The sequence below is a fragment of the Nocardia sp. NPDC051787 genome, from assembly GCF_040681325.1.
GTDB lineage: Bacteria > Actinomycetota > Actinomycetes > Mycobacteriales > Mycobacteriaceae > Nocardia.
In genome coordinates this window covers 118,392-140,619 of the sequence record NZ_JBFAYO010000017.1, presented here as the reverse complement: position 1 = coordinate 140,619, position 22,228 = coordinate 118,392, and the positions used below count along the sequence as shown (strand labels likewise).

The 22,228-nt window shown below is 69.4% G+C and carries 18 protein-coding genes and 1 pseudogene; 7 read left to right on the top strand and 12 right to left on the bottom strand.

From position 1 onward, the window contains the following. Positions 1-294: 294 nt before the first annotated feature. Genes AB0M45_RS19890 through AB0M45_RS19875 form a run of 4 tightly spaced genes read right to left on the bottom strand, consistent with a single transcriptional unit; the run spans position 295 to position 2,838 of the window. A complete protein-coding gene (locus tag AB0M45_RS19890) occupies positions 295-558 on the bottom strand; it encodes a YciI family protein (RefSeq protein WP_364330849.1) in 264 nt (87 codons plus the stop codon). Beyond that, positions 555-1,064, bottom strand: a complete 510-nt coding sequence (gene nusB, locus AB0M45_RS19885) for a transcription antitermination factor NusB (RefSeq protein WP_357724403.1) — start codon at positions 1,062-1,064, stop codon at positions 555-557. The genes AB0M45_RS19890 and nusB overlap by 4 nt, the downstream gene beginning before the upstream one ends. A gap of 34 nt (positions 1,065-1,098) precedes the next feature. Continuing rightward, on the bottom strand, positions 1,099-1,662 hold the full coding sequence (gene efp / locus AB0M45_RS19880) for an elongation factor P (protein WP_364330845.1): 564 nt from the start codon (positions 1,660-1,662) through the stop codon (positions 1,099-1,101). 48 nt (positions 1,663-1,710) lie between these two features. Next, positions 1,711-2,838, bottom strand: coding sequence for a Xaa-Pro peptidase family protein (locus AB0M45_RS19875; RefSeq protein ID WP_364330842.1), 1,128 nt, complete (start codon positions 2,836-2,838; stop codon positions 1,711-1,713). Positions 2,839-3,062: 224 nt separating this feature from the next. Between AB0M45_RS19875 and AB0M45_RS19870 the strand changes: the two genes are divergently transcribed. The 5 genes and pseudogenes from AB0M45_RS19870 to aroB all read left to right on the top strand — a co-directional run bounded on the left by AB0M45_RS19870 (position 3,063) and on the right by aroB (position 7,961). After that, on the top strand, positions 3,063-3,536 hold the full coding sequence (locus AB0M45_RS19870) for a prepilin peptidase (protein ID WP_364330839.1): 474 nt from the start codon (positions 3,063-3,065) through the stop codon (positions 3,534-3,536). Between the two features lie 260 nt (positions 3,537-3,796). Beyond that, entirely contained in the window at positions 3,797-4,642 is an 846-nt protein-coding gene (locus AB0M45_RS19865; protein ID WP_364330836.1) for a universal stress protein, read from the top strand. 99 nt (positions 4,643-4,741) lie between these two features. Further along, on the top strand, positions 4,742-5,950 hold the full coding sequence (gene aroC / locus AB0M45_RS19860) for a chorismate synthase (protein WP_364330945.1): 1,209 nt from the start codon (positions 4,742-4,744) through the stop codon (positions 5,948-5,950). Next, positions 5,947-6,600, top strand: a pseudogene (locus tag AB0M45_RS19855) (shikimate kinase); the annotation flags it as partial. The gene aroC and the pseudogene AB0M45_RS19855, both read left to right, overlap by 4 nt. A gap of 239 nt (positions 6,601-6,839) precedes the next feature. Beyond that, positions 6,840-7,961 carry a 3-dehydroquinate synthase gene (aroB, locus tag AB0M45_RS19850; protein ID WP_364330833.1) on the top strand — a complete coding sequence of 374 codons (1,122 nt, stop codon included), beginning with the start codon at positions 6,840-6,842 and terminating at the stop codon, positions 7,959-7,961. Between the two features lie 91 nt (positions 7,962-8,052). Here aroB and AB0M45_RS19845 read toward each other — a convergent pair whose 3' ends face one another. The 6 genes from AB0M45_RS19845 to AB0M45_RS19820 all read right to left on the bottom strand — a co-directional run bounded on the left by AB0M45_RS19845 (position 8,053) and on the right by AB0M45_RS19820 (position 15,954). Next, positions 8,053-8,532, bottom strand: coding sequence for a B-4DMT family transporter (locus AB0M45_RS19845; RefSeq protein ID WP_364330830.1), 480 nt, complete (start codon positions 8,530-8,532; stop codon positions 8,053-8,055). A gap of 397 nt (positions 8,533-8,929) precedes the next feature. Beyond that, positions 8,930-9,760, bottom strand: a complete 831-nt coding sequence (locus AB0M45_RS19840) for a shikimate dehydrogenase (protein ID WP_364330827.1) — start codon at positions 9,758-9,760, stop codon at positions 8,930-8,932. Further along, entirely contained in the window at positions 9,747-11,231 is a 1,485-nt protein-coding gene (gene mltG / locus AB0M45_RS19835) for an endolytic transglycosylase MltG (RefSeq protein ID WP_364330824.1), read from the bottom strand. Before mltG ends, AB0M45_RS19840 begins: the two co-directional genes overlap by 14 nt. Further along, entirely contained in the window at positions 11,228-11,791 is a 564-nt protein-coding gene (gene ruvX / locus AB0M45_RS19830; protein ID WP_364330821.1) for a Holliday junction resolvase RuvX, read from the bottom strand. The genes mltG and ruvX overlap by 4 nt, the downstream gene beginning before the upstream one ends. Further along, complete coding sequence (gene alaS, locus AB0M45_RS19825; RefSeq protein WP_364330818.1) at positions 11,791-14,460, bottom strand: alanine--tRNA ligase; 2,670 nt, start codon at positions 14,458-14,460, stop codon at positions 11,791-11,793. The genes ruvX and alaS overlap by 1 nt, the downstream gene beginning before the upstream one ends. Before the next feature lie 183 nt (positions 14,461-14,643). Continuing rightward, positions 14,644-15,954, bottom strand: a complete 1,311-nt coding sequence (locus AB0M45_RS19820; RefSeq protein ID WP_364330942.1) for a replication-associated recombination protein A — start codon at positions 15,952-15,954, stop codon at positions 14,644-14,646. Between the two features lie 257 nt (positions 15,955-16,211). Between AB0M45_RS19820 and AB0M45_RS19815 the strand changes: the two genes are divergently transcribed. After that, complete coding sequence (locus AB0M45_RS19815) at positions 16,212-17,867, top strand: alkaline phosphatase D family protein (RefSeq protein WP_364330815.1); 1,656 nt, start codon at positions 16,212-16,214, stop codon at positions 17,865-17,867. Positions 17,868-17,927: 60 nt separating this feature from the next. Here AB0M45_RS19815 and AB0M45_RS19810 read toward each other — a convergent pair whose 3' ends face one another. Then, positions 17,928-19,097, bottom strand: a complete 1,170-nt coding sequence (locus tag AB0M45_RS19810) for a kinase (RefSeq protein ID WP_364330812.1) — start codon at positions 19,095-19,097, stop codon at positions 17,928-17,930. 190 nt (positions 19,098-19,287) lie between these two features. Between AB0M45_RS19810 and AB0M45_RS19805 the strand changes: the two genes are divergently transcribed. Then, a complete protein-coding gene (locus tag AB0M45_RS19805) occupies positions 19,288-20,256 on the top strand; it encodes a hypothetical protein (RefSeq protein WP_364330809.1) in 969 nt (322 codons plus the stop codon). A 160-nt stretch (positions 20,257-20,416) separates the two neighbouring features. On the opposite strand, the gene aspS is transcribed toward AB0M45_RS19805, so the two are convergent. Continuing rightward, entirely contained in the window at positions 20,417-22,189 is a 1,773-nt protein-coding gene (gene aspS, locus AB0M45_RS19800; RefSeq protein WP_364330806.1) for an aspartate--tRNA ligase, read from the bottom strand. Positions 22,190-22,228 lie beyond the last annotated feature (39 nt).

The window sequence follows — 22,228 nt, the reverse complement described above, 5'->3', positions numbered from 1 at the left end:
CTTCCATCGGCCCACAGCCGCCCCTTGACCTCGAGCGCGGTCGAGGTACGAGGATCGGCCCCAGGTCGAATCGAGAAACTCTTCCCGATTCGATCTCGCACGCCGAACCACCCGGTTCCGGTGGGCTCCCGCTGGTCCATTCGTACACCCCCAGCGGGAGTCACGCGTGTACGCCCAAATCGTGCTGCGGCGTCGAACCCGAGCTACTGTCCGCCGTTGCCAGCTGAGAACAGCCGCACAGCCGCGGGATGCCGCTTGATACGGCCCGCTCGCAGCTGGGCGGCTGTCGTACGTTCAGGCGGAGACGGTGATCTCCCACTCGTACACCGTCAGCTCCGAGGAGCCGGTGGTGTGGACCGGGTCGGCGAAGACGATCTCCCGTGCGGCGTCCAGGTTTTCGGCTCGGATGACGTAGGCGCCGCCGGTGCCGTCGGTGAATTTGCCGCTCTCGACCAGCTGACCACGCCCGAGCAACTCATCGAGGAACTCCCGGTGCGGTTGGATCACGGCGGTGTCGAAGCGCGGCGTACGCATGGCCAGCACCAGGTACTTGTTCACGCCTCGGGCTCCCGGCGGGGGGCGCGGGTGGCCGCCGCCGCGGCGCGCACCTGCGGCGCCACCAGGACGACCTGGCCGAGCACACCGTTGACGAAGGACGGCGAGTCGTCGGTGGACAGCTCCTTGGCCAACTCCACCGCCTCGTCGACGGCGACCACCGGTGGGACGTCGGTCGCGTGGAACAACTCCCACACCGCGATGCGCAGAATCGCGCGATCCACGGCCGGAAGCCGCGACAGGGTCCAGTCCTGCAGGTACGACTCGATGGTGCCGTCCACCCGGTCGAGGTCATCGGCGACGCCCTCGACCAGGGTGCGGGTGTAGGCGTGCACCGGCGCGACGGACTGGTCGCGGGTGGCCAGCTCGGCGCGCTCGTCGAGCAGCTCGGCGGCGTCGACGTCCCTGGCCTCCGCCTCGAACAGCAGATCCACCGCACGCCGGCGGGCCTTGTGCCGAGCGCCGAGCTTCTTGTACGTGGACTTCTTGTCCACGGGCTGTTCCGCCACGGTCACATTATCCCGGATCGGCCGGTCCGGGGGATCAGGCGTTGACCCGGCCGAGGTAGCTGCCGTCGCGCGAGTCGATACGCAGCTTGTCGCCGGTGTTGATGAACAGCGGGACCTGCACCTCGGCGCCGGTCTCCAGGGTCGCCGGCTTGGTGCCACCGGTGGAGCGGTCGCCCTGCAGACCGATATCGGTGTGGGTGACCTCGAGCTCCACCGAAACCGGCAACTCGACATACAGCGGCGCGCCCTCGTGCGTGGCGACCTGCACCGTCATGTTCTCCAGCAGAAAACGGGCTCCGCTGCCGATGGTCTCCTCGGCGATGGAGATCTGGTCGAAGGTCTCCCCGTCCATGAAGACGTAGTCGGTGCCGTCGTGGTAGAGGTAGGTCATGTCGCGGCGGTCGACGCTGGCGGTCTCGACCTTCACACCGGCGTTGAAGGTCTTGTCGACCACCTTGCCGGACACGACGTTCTTCAGCTTGGTCCGCACGAAGGCGGGGCCCTTGCCCGGCTTGACGTGCTGGAATTCGACGATCTGCTGGAGCTGGCCGTCGATCTTCAGCACAAGGCCGTTCTTGAAGTCGCTGGTGTCCGCCACTGTCTTCGGATCTCCTCGTTCTACCACTTGGTCTCGGGCCGACCGGCGTCAGTCGACGACGGTCAAGTCTTTGCTGGTGTGGGTGAGCAGTTCCGGGCCCCCTTCGCGCACCACGAGCGTGTCCTCGATCCGGACCCCGCCGCGGCCGGGAAAGTACACACCTGGTTCGACGGTCACCGCCACGCCAGACAGAAGTGTACCGGTTCCGGTTTTCGCGATTCCGGGCGCTTCGTGGATCTGCAACCCTACGCCGTGCCCGAGACCGTGCACGAACAACTTGCCGTGCCCGGCGGCCTCGATCACCGCCCGCGACGCCGCGTCGACGTCGGCCACCGGCACCCCGGGGCGCAGCGCCTCGCGCCCGGCCCGCTGCGCCTGCTGGACCAGCGCGTACACCTCCCGCTGCCAGTCGGTCGGCGCGCCGAGCACGAAGGTGCGGGTCATGTCCGAGTGGTAGCCGCCGACCACGGCGCCGAAGTCCAGCTTGACGAAGTCGCCCGCCGCCAGCACGGCTTCGGTCGGGCGGTGATGCGGGACAGCCGAGTTCGCTCCGGTCGCCACGATGGTCTCGAACGACACCGCTTCGGCGCCGTGCTCGAACATGGCCCATTCCAGATCTCGGGCCACCTGACGTTCGGTGCGGCCGGGACGCAGTCCGCCACGTTCCAGCAGCGTGGCCAGACCGGCGTCGGCCGCCGCGCACGCCGCCCGCAACTGTTCGACTTCGTAGGCGTCCTTGACCATGCGCAGCTGCTCGACCAGTCCTGGCGTCGCGACAAGCTCCAGGCCGGTCCGCTGCTCCAGAAAGCCGCGATGCTGCTCGACGGTGACGACCTGGCTTTCGAAGCCGACCCGGCCCAGTTGCCACTCCCCGGCCAATTGCACGATCCGGCGCGCGGTGGCCCGCGCGATCTCCGCCCGCAGGTCCGGAACCTGTTCGGTGACTTGGGTGCGGTACCGGCCGTCGGTGCCGATCACGCTGCGGTCCTCAGCGGTGCGGGTGTCCCAGGCGTGCACGAGCAGCGCCGCGTTGGAGCCGGTGAACCCGGTCAGGTACCTGATGTTCACCAGATCGGTGACCAGCAGGGCGTCCACCCTGTTCTCCACCAGCAGGCTGCGCAGCGCTCCACGCCGTGCCGCGTAGTCGGGCGCGTGGCCCTGGTGATCGGAACACATGGGTCAAAACTACCGCCGACACGCCGCGCGCCGACACGCAACACGTGCTCGATGCACAGCCCGCCGGTTCCGATCGCCCGGTGTGCAACAGAATAGACTGGCGCCCAATGCATTTCGTGCGCGAAGACAACAGTGCGGAGCATTCGCTGTTCACATTCGCTCATGTTGTGCACATTTCGGCCCGGCGCAGCTTCCGGGCGCCGGCGCTGGGCGAGGGTGGAGGCATGCCTCCTTTCGTGTTCACCGCCCTCGCCGCATGGTGTGCGGTATTGACCGTGGTCGACCTCCGGGAACGACGCCTTCCGAACAGACTGACCGGTTTCGGCGCCCTGGCGGTGTTCGGATACGCCCTGATCGCAGGCCAATTCACGGTCGCGACACTCGGTGCGACGTTCCTCGCTACGCCGTATCTGCTGGTCCACCTGGCCGCGCCCGCCGCGCTGGGCGCGGGGGACGTCAAACTCGCGCTCGGCCTGGGTGGGGCGGCCGCGCTCGGCGGCGCCCAGGCGTGGGTCTGGGCGGCGCTCGGCGCACCGGCGCTCACGGCCTGCATCGCGTCCGCGGCGCTGGCCGCCCGGCACATGCGCACGTCGGGCGTCGGCGGCCCGGCCGGCACGCGGTGCACCGTTCCGCACGGGCCCTCGATGTGCCTGGCGACGTTGCTCGTCCTCGTATCGCCGGTCATGGACTCGGGCTGAGCTGCGCCGTCACGGCACCGAGAGTCCCGTTCGAGGCGCGAACAGCGCGACCCGAGGAGCCGGATGGTGAAGCCGGCAAATACAGCGCAATTCGTCGGTACCATCAATCGCAGGCAACCACTTCCCGAGCAGCCGCTCGAGCTGCGGTAGAGCGGCGCGACTCTCGGCGAGTTGCCGCTCGAGTGCGCCAGGACAGCGATGCAGCGTCGAGAAGGAGCCGCCGAGTGAATCCGAGACATCCATCGCGGAGGCCGATCGTCGTGGGAACCGACGGGTCCGCCGGGTCGATCGTCGCGGTGCGCTGGGCGGCACAGACCGCCGCTCTGCACGACGCGCCCCTGCACATCCAGCTCGTCATGGAGTCGTCGCCGGGTTCCGATACCGACGATCCGCCGCGTCCGGCCGCGCTGCTGCGGGTGCGGGAAGCGGATGAGGCGATGGAACGCGCCGCGAACGCGGCCGAAACCGCCGCGCACGTGGTGCGTGATATCGCCATCGGCACCGAGATCCGCACCGCGCACATCGCCCCCGCCCTGATCGAGCGCTCCCGGAACGCAGCGATGCTCGTGGTGGGCACGCGCGGTGCCGGCCGGATCCAGCGGGTGCTGCTGGGATCGGTCAGCACGGCCGTCGCGCGAGACGCGGACTGCCCGGTCGCCGTGGTGCCCGCCGAGGCGCCGCTGTGGGACCGGGCGAGCACCTGCCCCGTGGTCGTCGGGGTGGACGGTTCGGGCGCCGAGCAGGCCGCCATCGAGGTGGCCGTGACCGAGGCATCCCTGCGCGGGGTCGAACTGGTGGCGGTGCACACCTGGGGCGAGATCGAGCCGTCGGCGGCGACCGGCGGCGACTGGACGGCGCTGCGCCGGTCCGAGGAAGCGGTGCTGGCCACGAGCCTGGCCGGTTGGCAGGAGCGGTACCCGGAGGTGCCCATTCGGCGCGAGGTGGTGCGCGACCGTCCCGAGCGCCGTCTGCTCGAACGCTCGCGCGACGGCCAACTGCTCGTCGTGGGCAACCGCGGTCGCGGTGTCCTGGGCCGTCTGCTGTTCGGCTCGGTCGGCGAGGCACTGCTGCGGTCGGTGGATCGCGCCATCGTGATCGCCCGTTGACCCGCCCCGTGCCGTGCGTTCCGCCCTGCCGCCGACGTGGGCGTCGTCACGGCGGGCCGCGTTCCTGAGGTCGGGCGCCGACATGGGAAGATGGACGACGTGCTGCGTTGGATAACTGCCGGAGAATCCCATGGTCCCGCTCTCGTCGCCATCCTGGAAGGGATGGTGGCGGGCGTCGAGGTGACATCCGAGGAGATCTCCGCGCAGCTGGCGCGCCGCAGGCTGGGATACGGGCGCGGCGCACGGATGAAGTTCGAGGCCGACAAGGTCACCGTCATCGGCGGCGTGCGGCACGGACGCACGATGGGTGGCCCGATCGCCATCGAGGTCGCGAACTCGGAGTGGCCGAAGTGGGTCACGGTGATGTCGGCCGACCCGGTGGATCCGGCCGAGCTCGCCGAGCTGGCTCGCAACGCTCCGCTGACCCGGCCCCGCCCCGGGCACGCCGACTATTCCGGCATGCTCAAGTACAACTTCGACGACGCCCGCAACGTGCTCGAGCGGGCCAGCGCCAGGGAGACCGCGGCGCGCGTGGCGGCGGGCACCGTGGCACGCAACTTCCTGCGCCAGGCGTTCGGCGCCGAGGTCGTCTCGCATGTGGTCTCCATCGGCACTGCGCAGAACACGACGGGCATCGTGCCGACCGCCGCCGATCTCGCCGCGGTGGACGATAGCCCCGTACGCGCGTTCGACAAGGATGCCGAGGCGGTGATGATCGCCGAGATCGAGGCGGCCAAGAAGGACGGCGACACGCTCGGCGGCGTGGTCGAGGTGATCATCGAGGGCCTCCCGGTCGGTCTCGGCTCGTTCACCAGCGGCGAGAACCGGCTGGACTCGCGCCTCGCGGCCGCGCTCATGGGTATCCAGGCCATCAAGGGCGTCGAGGTCGGCGACGGCTTCGAGACCGCGCGCCGCCGCGGCAGCCAGGCGCACGACGAGATGCGGCCCGGTCCGGATGGAGTACTGCGCTCCACCAACCGAGCGGGCGGTTTGGAAGGCGGCATGACCAATGGCGAGGCGCTGCGCGTGCGTGCGGCAATGAAGCCGATCTCCACGGTGCCGCGTGCGCTGTCAACGGTCGACATGACCACCGGCGCCGAAGCGGTGGCCATCCACCAGCGCTCGGACGTGTGCGCCGTGCCCGCCGCGGGTGTGGTCGCCGAATCCATGGTGGCGCTGGTCGTGGCGCAGGCCGCGCTGGAGAAGTTCGGCGGCGACTCGCTCACCGAGACGGCCGAGAACATCACCAGCTACGTCAAGCGCGTCAGCACCCGCCCGCACGTGCCCGCGGACAGTCGGTCGCAATGATCGTGCAGACCGATCCGCGCGCCCCGCGCGTGGTGCTGGTCGGACCGCCGGGAGCGGGGAAGTCCACGATCGGCCGCAAGCTCGCCAGAGAACTCGGCGTCGAGCTGTACGACACCGACGCCGGCATCGAGCGCGAGACCGGTCGCACCATTCCGGAGATCTTCGCCGAAGACGGTGAGCCCGAATTCCGCAGGATCGAAGAGCGGGTGGTGCGTCGCGCCATCCTGGCCGAGCGCGGCGTCGTCTCGCTCGGCGGCGGCGCGGTGCTGTCCGCGGACACCAGGGCGTTGTTGCGCAACCGTACCGTCGTCTACCTGGAAATCAGTGTGGCCGAGGGCCTTCGGCGTACCGGAGCGAGCACGCAGCGGCCGCTGCTCAACGGCGCGGATCCCGGCACGAAGTACCGCGAGCTGATGCGCAGCCGCCGCCCGCTCTACCGTGAGGTGGCTACCGTCCGGGTGCGCACCGACGGCCGCAGCCCGGGCCGGGTGGTGCGGATGATCATGTCCAAGCTCGGCATGGAACCGGCCGAGCGCGCCGCGACCGAGCCCGGTCTCCGGCCGCCGTCCAGCGGAATCCCGCAGGGCAGCAGCCGGTCCAGGGCCCGGCGCCGCGCCAGAGCCAGGGCCGCCGCTCGGCGCAGGGCCGCGGAGCAGGGCGAGACCACCGATACCGCGGCCGGTTCCGCGCAGGAATCCGGCGCCACCACAACCGCTCGTGTCCGTCGCGTCCGCAGGGCGGTCACCACGAGCGAACCCGATGCCACGGGCGGGGTGGGTACCGGTGATCCGTCAGCAGGCGGCCGAACCAGGCGTGCCCGCGCACGACGTGCCCGCGCCCGGGTACGGCAGCAGTCGACAACAGCACCAACAGAATCGGAGCAAGCCACGTGACAGAGCCGAGTCGTCTCGAAGTCCGGACCGCCGACCCGTACCCGGTGATCATCGGCCGCGGGTTGCTCGGCGAACTCGTCGAGTCGGTCACCGGCGCGACCACGGGCGTGCGCACCGTGGCGATCTTCCACCAGCCGCCGCTCACCGAGACCGCCGAGGTGGTGCGGAAGGCGTTGGCCGACACCGGCATCGACGCTCACCGGATCGAGATCCCGGACGCCGAGGCCGGCAAAGACCTCGCCGTCGCCGGATTCTGCTGGGAGGTGCTCGGACGCATCGGCTTGACCCGCAACGACGTCGTGGTCGGTCTCGGCGGCGGCGCGGCGACCGACCTGGCCGGTTTCGTCGCCGCCACCTGGATGCGCGGGGTGCGCATCGTCCACGTACCCACCACGCTGCTCGCCATGGTCGACGCGGCGGTGGGCGGCAAGACCGGCATCAACACCGAGGCGGGCAAGAACCTCGTCGGCTGCTTCCACGAACCCGCCGCCGTGTTCGTCGACCTGGCCACGCTGGAAACGGTGCCGCGCAACGAGATCGTGGCGGGCATGGCCGAGATCATCAAGGCCGGTTTCATCGCCGATCCGGTGATCCTCGACCTCGTGGAGCGCGATCCGCAGGCCGCCCTCGACCCCGCCGGGGAGGTGCTGCCCGAACTGATCCGCCGCGCGATCCAGGTGAAGGCCGACGTCGTGGCGGCGGACCTGAAGGAGTCCAGCCTCCGCGAGATCCTCAACTACGGCCACACTCTCGGACACGCGATCGAGCGACGGGAGCGCTACCGCTGGCGGCACGGCGCGGCGGTCTCCGTCGGTCTGGTCTTCGCCGCCGAACTCGGCCGCCTCGCCGGGCGGCTCGACGACGCCACCGCCGACCGGCACCGCGCCATCCTGTCCGCCGTCGGGTTGCCGACCAGCTACGACGCCGACGCGCTGCCCCAGCTGCTGGACGCTATGCAGACCGACAAGAAGACCCGCTCCGGCGTGCTGCGCTTCGTCGTGCTCGACGGCCTGGCCAAGCCCGGTCGCCTGGAAGGGCCCGACCCGACCCTGCTGGCGGCCGCGTACTCGGCGATCGCCCGCGAGGAAAGCCCCAGCGGCGGTGCGGTCCTGCTGTAAGCCGAGGTCGGAGTGCGCATGGCTCGGCCGCGCGCACTGCTCCTGATACACGAACGGCGCGCCCACTCTGGGCGCGCCGTTCGTCGTCGGCTCAGACTGCGGTCCCCGCTGCGGAGTACACCGACGGCGGCGTCGACCGGCCCTTGCCGCCCTGCCGCTCGGCGAGCATGCGCCCGATGCCGACGCCGATCAGCGCGGGCACGAAGATCAGCAGGATGATGAACGACGCGCCCGCCGTCACTTCGAACAGCAGGCCGTTGTCACCGAGATCGAACCTGGGCAGCCAATCCAGGATCCAGGCGACCAGACCGCTGCCGACACCACCCGCGACAGCGGCTTTCAGCCACAGCAAGGTCAGATCGGCTCCGCGTTCCGGGTCCGGGCTGGTGGCACGGTCCTTGCGACCGTCGAGCACACCCCAGGCCACGATCGCCGCGACCAGCACGATCAGGCAGAGAATACGCATCAGCGCGCCGTGCGTCGGCCAGTACGCCATCGCGAACCCGAGCGCGACACGCATCGCTACCACCAGCGCGCCGAGCACCATTGCCCGCAACACCCAAGCATTCATGCGAAACACCATAGCTGTGTTTTTTGGTAGCGCCTACGGCTACAGGTGTCTCAGTTGGACGGAACCCAGAGGTCGTACCTACCGCTACCGTCATTCCGCTGAACGCACTGCGCCTGGTCATTCCAGAGCGGCGCGTCCTTCAGACAGCTCGCCAGCGAGACGTTCGACGCCGAAGATACGCATTGGAACCCCCACCTCGGCTGTTCCGATGCGCAGCCATCGGCTTTTGCCGAGGACTGTCCGCCCAACACGAACGCAGACGCGGCGATCGCCATCGCGGCGGCAACCCCGATTCGAATGAACATAACGCTCCCCCTCCGTCGAAATACGTTGGAGAGCAGAATAATACGGCGGTCACGGCAGCGGAAGAGCATGGCCGCCACGAGCAGAACTGGTATCAGGTTTCGGGTCGCTGCCCCTCGTCCAGCGCCGCCGCCATCGCCGCGCGCGGCGCAGGCTGCCCGGTGAACAGCTCGACCTGCCCGTATGCCTGGTTCAGCAGCATCTGCAGACCGCTGACCACGGTGTGCCCGGCCCGCGCGACCGCTTCGGCCAGCGGTGTCGGCCAGGGGGCGTAGATCGCGTCCAGGACCACCGGGGCGGCGGCCACCGAAGGGCCGGCGACTGCAGCCGCTGGGGCGGGGACGGTGCTGACCACGGCACCCGCCGACGCGCAGATCGCCTGCAGGGACTGCGCATCGAATCCGGCCAGCGACGCGATCATTCCCAGCCGCTCGGCAAGTTCCAGCGCACTGCGTGCCCGTCCGGCGTCCCGCGCCACCACGGTCACCGACTTCGCGCCGAGCTCCGACAAGGCCAGCAGGGCGGGCCGCGCGGTGCCGCCCGCACCCAGCACCACGCCCTCGGTCACGTCGGTGACACCGCCGCCGCGGAGCGCGCCGAGCACACCGTCCACATCGGTGCAGTCGGCCAGCCAGCCTGCTTCGGTGCGAACCAAGGTGTTGGCCGATCCGACCAGCACGGCCCGGTCGGTACGCGCATCCGCGTAGGCCAGTGCCGCTTCCTTGCCGGGCATGGTCACCGAGAGGCCGACCCATTCCGGCCCGAGCCCGTCGACCAACCCGGGCAACTGCTCGGCCGAGCATTCGATGCGCTCGTAGCTCCAGTTCAGCCCGAGCGCGCGATACGCGGCCAGGTGCAGTTGTGGCGATCGCGAGTGCGCGATCGGCTTGCCGAGCACCGCCGCCTTGCGACTATCGGCCACCATTGTCCTTGGAACTGTCGAGAATGCCGCTGCGCTGCGCCCGTGCGATCAGGCGCAGATGCTCCTGATAGTCGTCGGTGAACATGGTGGTGCCCTGCTTGTCGACGGTGACGAAGTACAGCCACGGCCCCGGCTCGGGATTCTCCATGGCACGCAACGCGTTCAACGACGGCGCGGCGATCGGGGTCTGGGGCAGGCCACGCATCGCATAGGTGTTCCAGGGGGTTTCCTGGGCGCGGTCAGCGTCGGTGGTCGCCACCTCGGTGCGATCCAGGGTGTAGTTCACCGTCGAGTCGAACTGCAGCATCTGATCGACCCGCAGCCGGTTCACGATCACCCGTGCCACCTTGCCCATGTCCTGGGGTTTCGCCTCACGTTCCACCAGCGAGGCGGCGACCAGCGTCTCATAAGGCGTCAGTTTCGTGTCGGCACCGGACTGCAGCAGTCCGGTGGATTCATAACTCTTCGCGCTCGCGGTCACCAATTGCCGCAGGATCTCCTCCGGCGTCCCGCTTGGATCGAAATCCCAAGTGCCCGCCGCGATGAGGCCTTCCAGCTGCCTCGTCCGGTCCGGGCAGTCCTTGACACCCTGCATCGCCCACGCGGGCACCCCGAGCGCAGCCAAGTCCAGACTCGCGCCCGCGGCATCGAGCTGTTCGTAGGTCACGCACTTCTGGTTGGCGCCGGTGCCGATGCAGCTGGCCTCCGCGATCTTGCGGTAGATGCCGTCATATCGCCCACCGGTGCTCATGTCGTGCTGGTCGTGCAGCAGCCGTCCCTCGGAGACGACCAGGTTCCCGACCCTCGACTGCTTGCCGACCAGGGCCGACACCGCCTCCGCGGCGGGGCTCCGACTGGGGATGGCGTAGAAGCCGGGCTGCACCGTGCTCATGCTCGAATTGCGCACGGCCGCTTCGTAGAACGCGCCCGTGCTCGCGACCACACCCCGTTCGACCATGGTCGAGGCGATCTGCTGGGCGGTGTCGCCAGGGTGCACCTGCACCACCACCAGCGGTCCGGCCGGACCGGCGTAGTCGTCCGGGGCGCCGAGGCTGTCGACGAGCTTCATCCCCGCGAAGGTCGCGGCGCCGGCGAACAGGAGTACGAAGACGCCGGCGACGATCCATAGGTTCCTGCGCCGCCGCTTACGCTCGACGGCCTTGCGCGAGGCGGCGCGGGAACGCCTGCCGCGCCGCGGCCGGGAGGTGCGCTCCGGCTGGACGCGCTTGGGGCGGCGCGGCGTCTCCTGCCGAGCGGCCCTCGGGCGCTGCCCGCCACGCCGCGGGGCGGGCGGTGGCGGAGCGGGTGGCTCGTCGTCGTCATCCACGTACCGCGGGATGACAGCGGTGTCGTCGTCGTAGTCGTCGTACGCGTCGTCCTCGTGCGCGGCCCAGGCCTGGTCGTCTCTGCGGTAACGCCGATCAGCTTCGCGCTGTCGGAACAGTTCCTCGGCCCGCGCCCACCGATCCGTCATACATCGTCTCCAGACGACGCAGAACGTCCCGTTTCCACCGACCTCAACACCGCACTCCGTTCGTCCAACCATCCTTGCAGGATCGACACGGCCGCCGCCTGATCGATCACCTGCCGCTGGCCACGCGCGCGAACTCCACTGTCCCGCAATGCACGTGCAGCTGACACCGTAGTCAAACGTTCGTCGGAAAGCCGGACCGGCACCGGCGCGACGGCGGCTCGCAATCTTTCAGCGAATGCGGTCGCCAGCGTAGCGGCAGTGCCCTTCTCCCCGCGCAATGTTCGCGGTAATCCAACGATTACCTCGACGGCTTCGTACTCTCGCACAATTTCGGCAATTCTTCCGATATCGGGTGCGGAGGCGGTGCGTTGCCGCTGTTTCGCCCGCGGCACGGTCTCCACCGGCGTGGCGAGAATGCCGTCGGGATCGCACGCGGCGACCCCGATCCGGACACTGCCGACGTCGACACCGATCCGCCTGCCTCGACCGGGATCGGTGGCGGCGTCGGGCCGGTCGGCGCCGCGGCGCGCCGACCTCTCCGGTTCTTCGGGCTCCCCCATCACCCGGCTAGTTCGGCCACCCGCGCGCGAACCGCGGCCAGGCCCGCCGGAATGCCCGCGGGATCCGATCCGGCGCCCTGGGCCATCTCCGGCTTGCCGCCGCCCCGCCCGGCGATGCTCGGGCCGAAGCTACCGACCAGATCCCCTGCTTTGATGCCGAGTTCCTGGGCGGGCTTGTTCACGGCGACCACGAACGGCACCTTGCCGTCGGTGTTGCCGAGCAGCACCACCACGGCGGGCTCGCTACCGAACCGGCCGCGGATATCGGTGGCCAGGCTCCGCAGATCGCCCGCGGGCACCCCTTCCGGCGCGGCCACGGCGACCAGCAGCAGGCGACCGATCCGCTCGGCCTCGTCGGCGAACTTGCCCGCCGAGGAGAGAACCGCGGCCATCTTGGTGCGCTCGAGTTCCTTCTCGGCCGCCTTGAGCCGCTCCACCAACTGCTCGACGCGCCCGGGCACCTCTTCCGAGGGCACCTTCAGCGCGGAGGCGATACCGGCCAGCAGGGCACGCTCCTTGGCCAGGTACTTGTAGGAGTCCAGGCCGACGAACGCCTCGACACGGCGCACGCCGGAGCCGACCGACGACTCGCCGAGCACCGTGATCGGGCCGATCTGCGAGGAATGCTGCACGTGCGTACCACCGCACAGCTCCATGGAGAACGGGCCACCGATCTCCACCACGCGGACCTCGTTGCCGTAGTTCTCGCCGAACAGGGCGAGCGCGCCCATCTGCTTGGCCTTCGGCAGGTCGGTCACGAAGGTGTTCACCGGGAAGTCGGCGCCGACCGCGTCGTTGGACACGGCCTCGATGTCGGCCTTCTGCTGTTCGGACAGCTGGCCCTGCCAGTTGAAGTCGAAGCGCAAGTAGCCCGGCTTGTTCAGCGAGCCCGCCTGCACCGCGTTCGGGCCGAGCACCTGCCGCAGAGCGGCATGCACCATATGCGTGCCGGAGTGCCCCTGGGTGGCCCCGCGCCGCCAGGCCGGGTCGGCCTGCGCGAGGACGACGTCGCCCTCGGTGATCTGGCCGTGTTCCACCGTGGTCTTGTGCACCCACAGCTTCTTGGCGATCTTCTGCACGTCGTTCACGCGCAGCTTCAGACCGGAGGAAGCGGTGATGGAGCCGCGGTCGGCGATCTGGCCGCCGGACTCGGCGTAGAGCGGGCTGCGGTCCAGGATCACCTCGACGTCCTGGCCCGTGGTCGCGGTCGGTACCCGCACGCCGTCGGCGATCAGCGCGAGCACGGTGGTTTCGGAGGTGAGCTCGTCGAAACCGGTGAATTCGGTGGCGCCGCGGTCGACCAGCTCCTTGTAGATCGTGAGGTCCGCGTGCGCGTGCTTGCGGGCCTGGGCGTCCTCCTTGGCACGCTGGCGCTGCTCGGCCATGAGCGAGCGGAAACCCTCCTCGTCGACCGACAGTCCGGCCTCAGCGGCCATCTCCAGGGTCAGATCGATCGGGAAACCGTAGGTGTCGTGCAGGGTGAATGCGTCCGACCCGGCGATCGTCGTGCCGCCCTTGGCCTTGACCGCGACGGCGGTGTTGTCGAACAGGGTGGAGCCGGTGTTCAGCGTCTTGAGGAACGCCGTCTCCTCGCCGACCGCGACGGTCTCGATGCGGCGGAAGTCGGTGGCCAGCTCCGGGTACGAGGGGGCCATCAGATCGCTCACGACCTTCATGAACTCGCTCATCACCGGCTTCTCGGCGCCGAGCAGCCGGGCGGAGCGCACAATGCGGCGCAGCAGGCGGCGCAGCACGTAGCCCCGGCCGTCGTTGCCCGGGTTGACACCGTCGGAGATCAGCATGGCGGCGGTGCGGGCGTGGTCGGCGATCACGCGGAAGCGCACGTCGTCCTCGTGCTGCACGCCGTAGGAGCGACCGGTCAGCTCCTCGGCCTTGTCGATGATCGGGCGCAGCAGGTCGGTCTCGTAGACGTTGTCCACGCCTTGCAGCAGCAAGGCGATCCGCTCGACGCCCATACCGGTGTCGATGTTCTTCTTCGGCAGCGACCCGACCGGCGGGTACCCCAGCTTCGGGCTCAGCTCGCCGCGGACGTCCTGCATGAAGACGAGATTCCAGATCTCGAGGTAGCGGTCCTCGTCGGCGACCGGGCCGCCGTCGCGGCCGTGCTCGGGTCCGCGGTCGTAGTAGATCTCCGAGCACGGACCACCCGGGCCGGGCACGCCCATGTCCCAGTAGTTGTCCTTGCCGTCGCGGAACTGGATGCGCTGCGCGGGAATGCCCGCGACCCGCTTCCAGATCTCGGCTGTCTCCGGGTCGTCCTGGTACACGGTCACCCAGATCCGCTCGGGATCGAATCCGTAACCGCCTTCGTCCTGCGGCTTGGAGATCAGCTCCCAGGCGAGGGTGATCGCCCCCTCCTTGAAGTAGTCACCGAAGGAGAAATTCCCCGCCATCTGGAAGAACGTGTTGTGCCGCGTCGTGACGCCGACCTCTTCGATGTCGCCGGTGCGCACGCATTTCTGCACGCTGGTCGCCCGCGCGTAGGGCGGCGCCTCCTGACCCAGGAAGTACGGCTTGAACTGGACCATGCCTGCGTTGACGAACAGCAGGTTCGGGTCGGCCAGGATCAGCGAGGCACTCGGCACCTCGGTATGGCCGGCACGGAGGAAATGGTCCAGGAAACGCCGTCGGATCTCGTGGGTCTGCACAAATATCCAGCCTACCGGTGCGGTGCACGCGAATATTCATCGCCCGGGCGCGGCGCGTTCGCATAACCGCTCAGCGAACCCAGCCCTGCAGCGGCTCGGTGTCGAAGGAGACCCCGACCGGATCGGGCAGCTCGATGTGGGAATCAGACGTATTCGGCTACCCCGCCGCGCGGCTACACGACCTCACGTACCCCGGACGATCCGGCGGAGTTTCTGTACGCGGGGGCCGATCTCGCGTTCGTGGCCGTGATCCGTCGGCTGGTAGTAGTCGACGCCGACCAGTTCGTCGGGCGGGTACTGCTGGGCGAGGACGCCGTCTTTGTCGTCGTGCGGGTACTGGTAGCCCTGGGCGTTACCGAGCGCGGCCGCGCCCGGGTAGTGGCCGTCGCGCAGGTGCGGCGGGACCGCGCCCGCCTTCCCCGCCGCGACGTCGGCGATGGCCGCGCCGATCGCCGCCACCACCGCGCCGGACTTCGGGGCCGTCGCCAGGTGGATCGTCGCTTGTGCCAGGGCGAGACGCCCCTCGGGCAACCCGACCATCTGCACCACCTGCGCGGCGGCGGTGGCCGTCTGCAACGCCATCGGATCGGCCATGCCGATGTCCTCGCTCGCGTGGATCATCAGCCTGCGCGCGATGAATCGGGGGTCCTCGCCCGCGCTCAGCATCCGGGCGAGGTAGTGCAGCGCGGCGTCGACGTCCGAGCCGCGGATGGACTTGATGAACGCGCTGATCACGTCGTAATGCTGGTCGCCGGCGCGGTCGTAGCGGACCGCGGCCTTGTCCACGCTGGCCTCGACCAGGTCCACGTCGACGGTGCCGTCGAGCGAGGATTCGGCCGAGGCTTCCAGGGCGGTCAGCGCCCGCCGGGCGTCACCGCCCGCGATCCGGACGATGTGGTCGAGCGCGGCGTCGGTAACGGTGTACTGGCCGTCGAGCCCGCGCGGGTCGGTGATCGCGCGGGTGAGCACCACGCGGATATCGGCTTCGGTGAGCGAGCGCAGTTGCAACACCAGCGAGCGCGACAGCAGCGGCGACACCACCGAGAACGATGGATTCTCGGTGGTCGCGCCGACCAGCAGGACGATCCGGTTCTCCACCGCGGCGAGCAGCGCGTCCTGCTGGGTCTTGGAGAAACGGTGCACTTCATCGATGAACAACACGGTCTGCTCGCCCGCCGACAACCTGCGACGCGCCATATCGATGACCGCGCGAACCTCCTTGACGCCGGCCGAGAGCGCCGACAACGCGTCGAAACGACGGCCGGTCGCCTGTGAGATGAGCGCGGCGAGAGTGGTCTTCCCGGTGCCGGGCGGGCCGTACAGCAGCACCGATGCCGCGCCGGAGCCCTCGATCAGCCTGCGCAGCGGAGAGCCGGGACCGAGCAGATGCTGCTGCCCGACCACGTCCTCCAGCGTGGCGGGACGCATGCGGACCGCCAGCGGCGCACCCGCGTCCCTGCGCACAACCGTGTCGATGGAATGCTCCGGAGGCACCGCGGCCCCAGGCACGTCGAACAAGCCATCGCTCACGACTGCGCCTCGCTGGCGCTCGGCTCCGTCGTGCGCGAATGCGCGCCGTGTCCTCGGTTCACTCGCTGCCGCTCGCTCACGAAAAGTACGTTACCGAGCCGCACCGACAGCACCGCATGCCCTTCCCGAGCACCATGGCAGCTCGAGTCGCCGTGCGGCTGCGGCCCCCGTTCCGCGGGCCGAGTTGCGTGTCGCGGGTACTTCGGATGTGATCAACACCCGTGACTGAAAACGTGCACGTTTCAGATCTCGTGTCCCTCGGGGGTTTCGCTCGCCGCACCCTCCTTCGCGGTGGCGCGGCGGCAGCCACCGCCACCGCGGTCTTCGGCGCCGGACGGGCGGGCGCCGGGACACCGGTGTTCCGCCACGGCGTGGCCTCGGGCGATCCGCTCCCGGACGGTGTGATCATCTGGACCCGCGTCACCGTCTCCGACGCCGCGACGCCCGGCTCCGGCCTCGGCGCCCCGGCGAGCGTGCGGTGGGAGATCGCCGCGGACGACCGGTTCGCCGCGGTCACCGCCTCCGGCACCGCGACGGCGACCGCGGATTCCGATCACACCGTCAAGATCGACGTCTCGGGTCTCGCGCCGGGGGCCGAGTACTTCTACCGCTTCAGCGCGCTCGGTGCCACTTCGCCGGTCGGCCGCACGAAGACCGCGCCCGCCGCCGCGGATTCCCCCGAACGCCTCCGGTTCGGCGTGGTCTCGTGCTCGAACTGGGAGGCCGGATACTTCGGCGCCTACTGTCATCTGGCCGCGCGTTCCGACTTGGACGCGATCGTGCACCTGGGCGACTACATCTACGAGTACGGCCGCGGCGATTACGGCGGCCGCAACGGCACGGTGCGAGCGCACGACCCGGCCGGCGAAATCGTCAGCCTGGCCGATTACCGCATCCGCCATGCGCAGTACAAGACCGATCCCGATCTGCTCGACCTGCACGCGGCGGTGCCGTTCGTGTGCACCTGGGACGATCACGAGTCGGCGAACAACTCCTGGTCCGGCGGCGCGAACAACCACGACCCCGCGACCGAGGGCAGCTGGGCGGACCGGCGAGCCGCGTCCGTGCAGGCCTACTTGGAGTGGATGCCGGTCCGGGCCGCCGGTTCCGGCGCGCAGGCGCGCATCTACCGCAGGCTGCGCTTCGGCACCCTGGCCGAACTCGCCATGCTGGATTTGCGCAGCTATCGCGACCAAGAGGCGAAGCCGGGAGCGGGCTGGCGCGAAGCCGACAACCCGGCGCGCACGCTCACCGGCAAGGCTCAGATGGAGTGGCTGACCGCCGGCTTGGCCTCGGCGCCGGTGCGGTGGAAGCTGGTCGGCAACTCGGTGATGATCGCCCCGCTGGTCTTCCCGCCGCTGGAACCGGCCACTACGGCGGCGATCACCAGTACCTTGGGCATTCCGCAGTCCGGCCTGGCACCCAACGGCGACCAGTGGGACGGCTACACCGCCGATCGCGCCCGCCTGTTCCACGCGATCGTCGCGCAGCAGATCTCCGACGTGGTCTTCCTCACCGGCGACATCCATTCCTCGTGGGCCGCGGACCTGCCCGTGGACGCGGCGAACTATCCGGGTGGCGCCACGGCGGGCGCCGAGTTCGTCGTGCCGTCGGTGACCTCGACCAGCATCGGCGACATGGTGCGGGCGAACACCGCGCCGGTCGCCGAATCGATCAAGTCGGTCAACCACCATCTGCGCTATGCCGAGTTGGATTCGCACGGATATGGCGTGCTGGAGATCACCGCGGACCACGCGCAGATGGACTGGTACTACCTGCTGAACGTGACCGACCCGAATTCCGCGGTGCGCCATGGCGCTTCATTCGCCGTCCGCTCGGGCGGCCGGATCGAGCCCCGGCAGACCCCGCTCAGCTGACGGGCAGTCCCCAGCTGGATGACGGTTGGCCTTGCCATTGCGGCGAGTGGTGGTTCGGACCTACTCCGACCAGCGCTCTTCCAGCATCGCCGAGACGTCCTCGGCGAAGTCGCCGATGATGTCGTCGCCCGTGCACCTGGCGTCCTCGGCGAGCGCGGCCCAGCGGTTGATCAGGGCCGCCGAGCGCGGCACCGACAGCCCGTGCTCGCGAGCGGCCGCGATGCGCGTGTGATCGGCGGGCAGGAACCAGTAGGTCGACAGCCACACCCAGATCAGTCGGGCTTCGAGGATGCGCTCGTCGAGCAGTTCGTCGTCGGCCAGCGCGGGCCACACACCAACCACCTCGGAGCGCCATGCCTCCACCATCTGCCTGGCGCGCTCGCGGGAGAGCTCGACATCGCACAGGCAGCCGGGGAAGGACACCAGCGCGTAGGCGATGTCCAGGGTGGCGTCGCGGAATCCGCCCCACTCGTAGTCGAGGAAGCGAGCGCCCTCCTCGTTCAAGATCACGTTGTCCGGGCACAGGTCCGACGGGCTGAACGCGCGGAAGCGGCCCGCGGAGTACAGGCGATTGCCGCGCACGATCCGCTCGGCGATCTCCCCGGGTACCTCGATGCCCAGTTCGCGCTGCAGCATGCCGGGCACCTCGGCGATCGCCGTCTCGGCCTGCTGCGCAATGCCGTCCACCCGGTGTACCACCTCGACCCGGCGCAGCAGGGCGACGAAGTCCGCCTCGCGGCCGACGGTCGCGGCGTGCATCCGGCCCAGCGCCTGCGCGAACGCCATCAGCGCGTTGCGGGTGGCCGGCTCGGCTCCGGACTGCAGCACGGCGGTGAGCAGGGAGTTCTCGCCGAGGTCGCTGAGGATCAGCAGCCGGTCGGGGAGGCTGTGGGCGATCAGGTACGCACCCGGCCGCTGTTCCCGGCTGAGTGCGGTGGTGAACTGATACGAGACGGCCTCACGGAGAAACGCGGAGTCGATACTGGCGACGCCTGGCGCCAAGCCGCCGGTCCGGCGATCCTGCGCGGCCCCGCGGACCTGCTTGATGATCAGGGTTCGCGGCAACGAGAAGGCGTTCTCCGATACACGCACACGCAGGACCGTCGTCCTACCACTACCGCTGAGTTCGATCGGATCGCTCAGCTTTACCGGAGCACCCATTCGCTTTGTGAGCAACTGCTGCGCTGCGGACACGACTTCGGCGGCGCGTTCGGCCAATAGTGCGGTCATCGCCTCTCAAGTTACTCGCATCGGGTCACTTCTAGCGAGCGGTTACACAACCTTTCCGCGTCGCCCGGCGTGTCTTCGGCAAGGTCGGAGGGCGCAGGCCGGTCGCTTGACACCTTTACACCCGTCGGGTTTTCTCATCGTCAACTGTCCTGCGCCACATCGCAAACCAGTTGAGTGGAAAGGTCTACGCATGGCCGAAACCCCGCCTCCCACATCGAAATCGGCTGGCGGCGCCGCCCACCCGGACGACGAGCAGCGCTTCGCGGCGCAGCCAGGGCAGCACGAGAGCGCCGACCCTCAGACACCAGGACCCGGGACCGGCCAGGCCCGCCACGAGATGGCGGGCTCGGCCGGATATCCGCAGTTCGAGGGCCCCGGCGCCGCACACTACGGCAGCGAACCGCTGGAACCGCCGCCGCCGGTGGGCGCACCGCACCCCAGCTACGGCCCACCGGGCACCGGGCCGGGCTGGACGCCGTCCGGAGCCGCGCCGCCGCAGCAGCCGGTCTACGGCTACCAGCAGGTTCCAGCCGGTCCCGGCACGCTCGACGTCGGCCGGGCACTCAGTTACGGCTTGGCGAAGTTCCGGTCCAACCCGGGACCGTGGGTCGGGGTGACCGCGGTGGGCGTGGTCATCTATCTGACGTTCTCGCTCGTCGTGCAACTCACCGACCCGACGACGATGCTGCCACTGCTGCTCATCTTCCTGGCGATCATCGCCGGGGTGTGGTTGGTGCAGTCGGCCATGGTGCGCGGCGCGCTGTACGAAACCGACGGCACACCACCGCCATTCGGCGCGTACTTCCGCTTCTTGAACGCGGGGAACGTACTGCTCACCGCGCTGCTGGCGTTCCTGCTGACCTTTCTCGGCTCAGCGATCTGCCTGATCCCGGGTCTGATCGCCGGCTGGCTGTGCATGTTCTCGCTGCACTTCGTGGTCGATCAGGATCAGGGTCCGTTCGAGGCGCTGAAGTCCAGCTTCAGCCTGGTCGTCGCCAATGCCTGGCAGGTCCTGCTACTCGCGCTGGCGGTGCTGGTGGTGACCTTCCTCGGGCTGCTGCTGTGCGGTCTCGGCCTGCTGATCGCGGGCCCGGTCGCCACCATCGCCGTGACCTACGCCTACCGCACGCTCACCGGCGGCACGGTCGCCGCACTGTGAACCGGGCGCTCACTGTCGACCGGTGAGCGCATCCCCGCCGCTCCACGGACCGGCCTGGCCGCCGAAGTCACTGCGGCAAAAGGGAATCCGCCGCCGGCATCGCGGCGGACATCGCGGTCACCGGACCGCATGCCCGCCGCGCCTGCGCGGTCGTGGAGTCCTAGTCCTTCTGCTGCCCCGGCTTGACGTCGAGGCCCGCTTCTTTGCGCTGCAGCTCGGTGATCGGCGCCGGCGCGTCGGTCAACGGGTCGACGCCGCCGCCGGTCTTCGGGAAGGCGATGACCTCGCGGATCGAGTCCTCCCCCGCCAGCAGCGCGGTGACCCGGTCCCAGCCGAACGCGATGCCGCCGTGCGGCGGGGCGCCGAAGGCGAAGGCGTCCAGCAGGAAGCCGAACTTCTCCTGCGCCTCCTCGTGGCTGATGCCCATCACCTTGAATACACGTTCCTGCACGTCACGTCGGTGGATACGGATCGAACCGCCACCGATCTCGTTGCCGTTGCAGACGATGTCGTAGGCATAGGCGAGCGCGGAGTCCGGCTCGATGTCGAAGGTGTCCAAGGACTCGGGTTTCGGCGAGGTGAACGCGTGGTGCACGGCGGTCCACGCGGAATGGCCCACGGCCACATCGCCACTCGCGGTCGCCTCGGCGGTGGGCTCGAACAGCGGCGCGTCCACGATCCACACGAACGACCAGGCGTCCTCGTCGATCAGGCCGACCTTGCGGGCGATCTCGACGCGTGCCGCGCCCAGCAGCCCGCGCTGCGCCTTGGCCGCACCGGCCGCGAAGAACACGCAGTCGCCCGGCACCGCGCCGACGTGCTTGGCCAGGCCATCGCGCTCGGCGTCGCTGAGGTTCTTGGCGACCGGGCCGCCCAGCGTGCCGTCTTCGTTCACCAGGACATAGGCCAGCCCCTTGGCGCCGCGCTGCTTGGCCCACTCCTGCCAGGCGTCGAGCTGGCGCCGCGGCTGGCTCGCACCGCCGGGCATGACGACCGCGCCGACGTAGAGCGCCTGGAAAACCCGGAACGGCGTGTCCTTGAAGAACTCGGTGCACTCGGTGATCTCGACACCGAAACGCAGGTCGGGCTTGTCGGTACCGAAGCGGCGCATGGCCTCGGCGTAGGTCATGTGCGGGATCGGCGTGGGGATCTCGTAGCCGACCAGCTTCCACAGCGCGACGAGTATCTCCTCGGCCAGCAGGATCACGTCCTCCTGGCGCACGAAACTCATCTCGATGTCGAGCTGGGTGAACTCCGGCTGACGGTCGGCACGGAAGTCCTCGTCGCGGTAGCAGCGCGCGATCTGGTAGTACCGTTCGATGCCGCCGACCATGAGCAACTGCTTGAACAGCTGCGGGCTTTGCGGCAACGCGTAGAAATTGCCCGGCTGCAGACGTGCGGGCACAAGGAAGTCACGCGCGCCTTCCGGGGTGGAGCGGGTCAGCGTGGGCGTCTCGACCTCGACGAACTCGTGGCGAGCCAGCACCTCGCGGGCGGCGGCGTTGATCCTCGACCGCAACCGGATGGCGTGCGCAGGCGCCTCACGGCGCAGGTCCAGGTAGCGATGCTTGAGGCGCGCCTCCTCGCCGGGCTGCTCGTCCAGCTGGAACGGCAGCGGGGCGCTCTCGTTCAGCACCTCGAGCTCGGTGACGTTCACCTCGATGGTGCCGGTCGGCAGCTCGGGGTTCTCGTTGCCGCTCGGCCGCGGTTCCACGGTGCCGGTGACGCGCACGCAATACTCGGCGCGCAGCCGGTGCGCCTGCTCGGCCGGTGCGCCCTCGCGGAAAACCGCCTGGGCCACGCCGGACGCGTCGCGCAGATCGATGAAGATCACCCCACCGTGGTCACGCCGCCGCGCCACCCAGCCGGTGAGAGTGACGGTCAGACCGGCATGCTCGCTTCGCAGCGAACCAGCCAAGTGGGTGCGCAGCACGGGGTTCCTTTCGACGACTCTGGCACCGGCGCGGTGTGA

What these genes read in the sequence shown, in the direction of transcription:
- AB0M45_RS19875 (WP_364330842.1), bottom strand. Translation starts at nt 2,838, where the DNA reads ATGTGTTCCGATCACCAGGGCCACGCGCCCGACTACGCGGCACGGCGT.
- AB0M45_RS19870 (WP_364330839.1), top strand. Translation starts at nt 3,063, where the DNA reads ATGCCTCCTTTCGTGTTCACCGCCCTCGCCGCATGGTGTGCGGTATTG.
- AB0M45_RS19845 (WP_364330830.1), bottom strand. Translation starts at nt 8,532, where the DNA reads ATGAATGCTTGGGTGTTGCGGGCAATGGTGCTCGGCGCGCTGGTGGTA.
- AB0M45_RS19840 (WP_364330827.1), bottom strand. Translation starts at nt 9,760, where the DNA reads ATGGTGGCCGATAGTCGCAAGGCGGCGGTGCTCGGCAAGCCGATCGCG.
- mltG (WP_364330824.1), bottom strand. Translation starts at nt 11,231, where the DNA reads ATGACGGATCGGTGGGCGCGGGCCGAGGAACTGTTCCGACAGCGCGAA.
- ruvX (WP_364330821.1), bottom strand. Translation starts at nt 11,791, where the DNA reads ATGGGGGAGCCCGAAGAACCGGAGAGGTCGGCGCGCCGCGGCGCCGAC.
- AB0M45_RS19810 (WP_364330812.1), bottom strand. Translation starts at nt 19,097, where the DNA reads ATGACCGCACTATTGGCCGAACGCGCCGCCGAAGTCGTGTCCGCAGCG.
- AB0M45_RS19805 (WP_364330809.1), top strand. Translation starts at nt 19,288, where the DNA reads ATGGCCGAAACCCCGCCTCCCACATCGAAATCGGCTGGCGGCGCCGCC.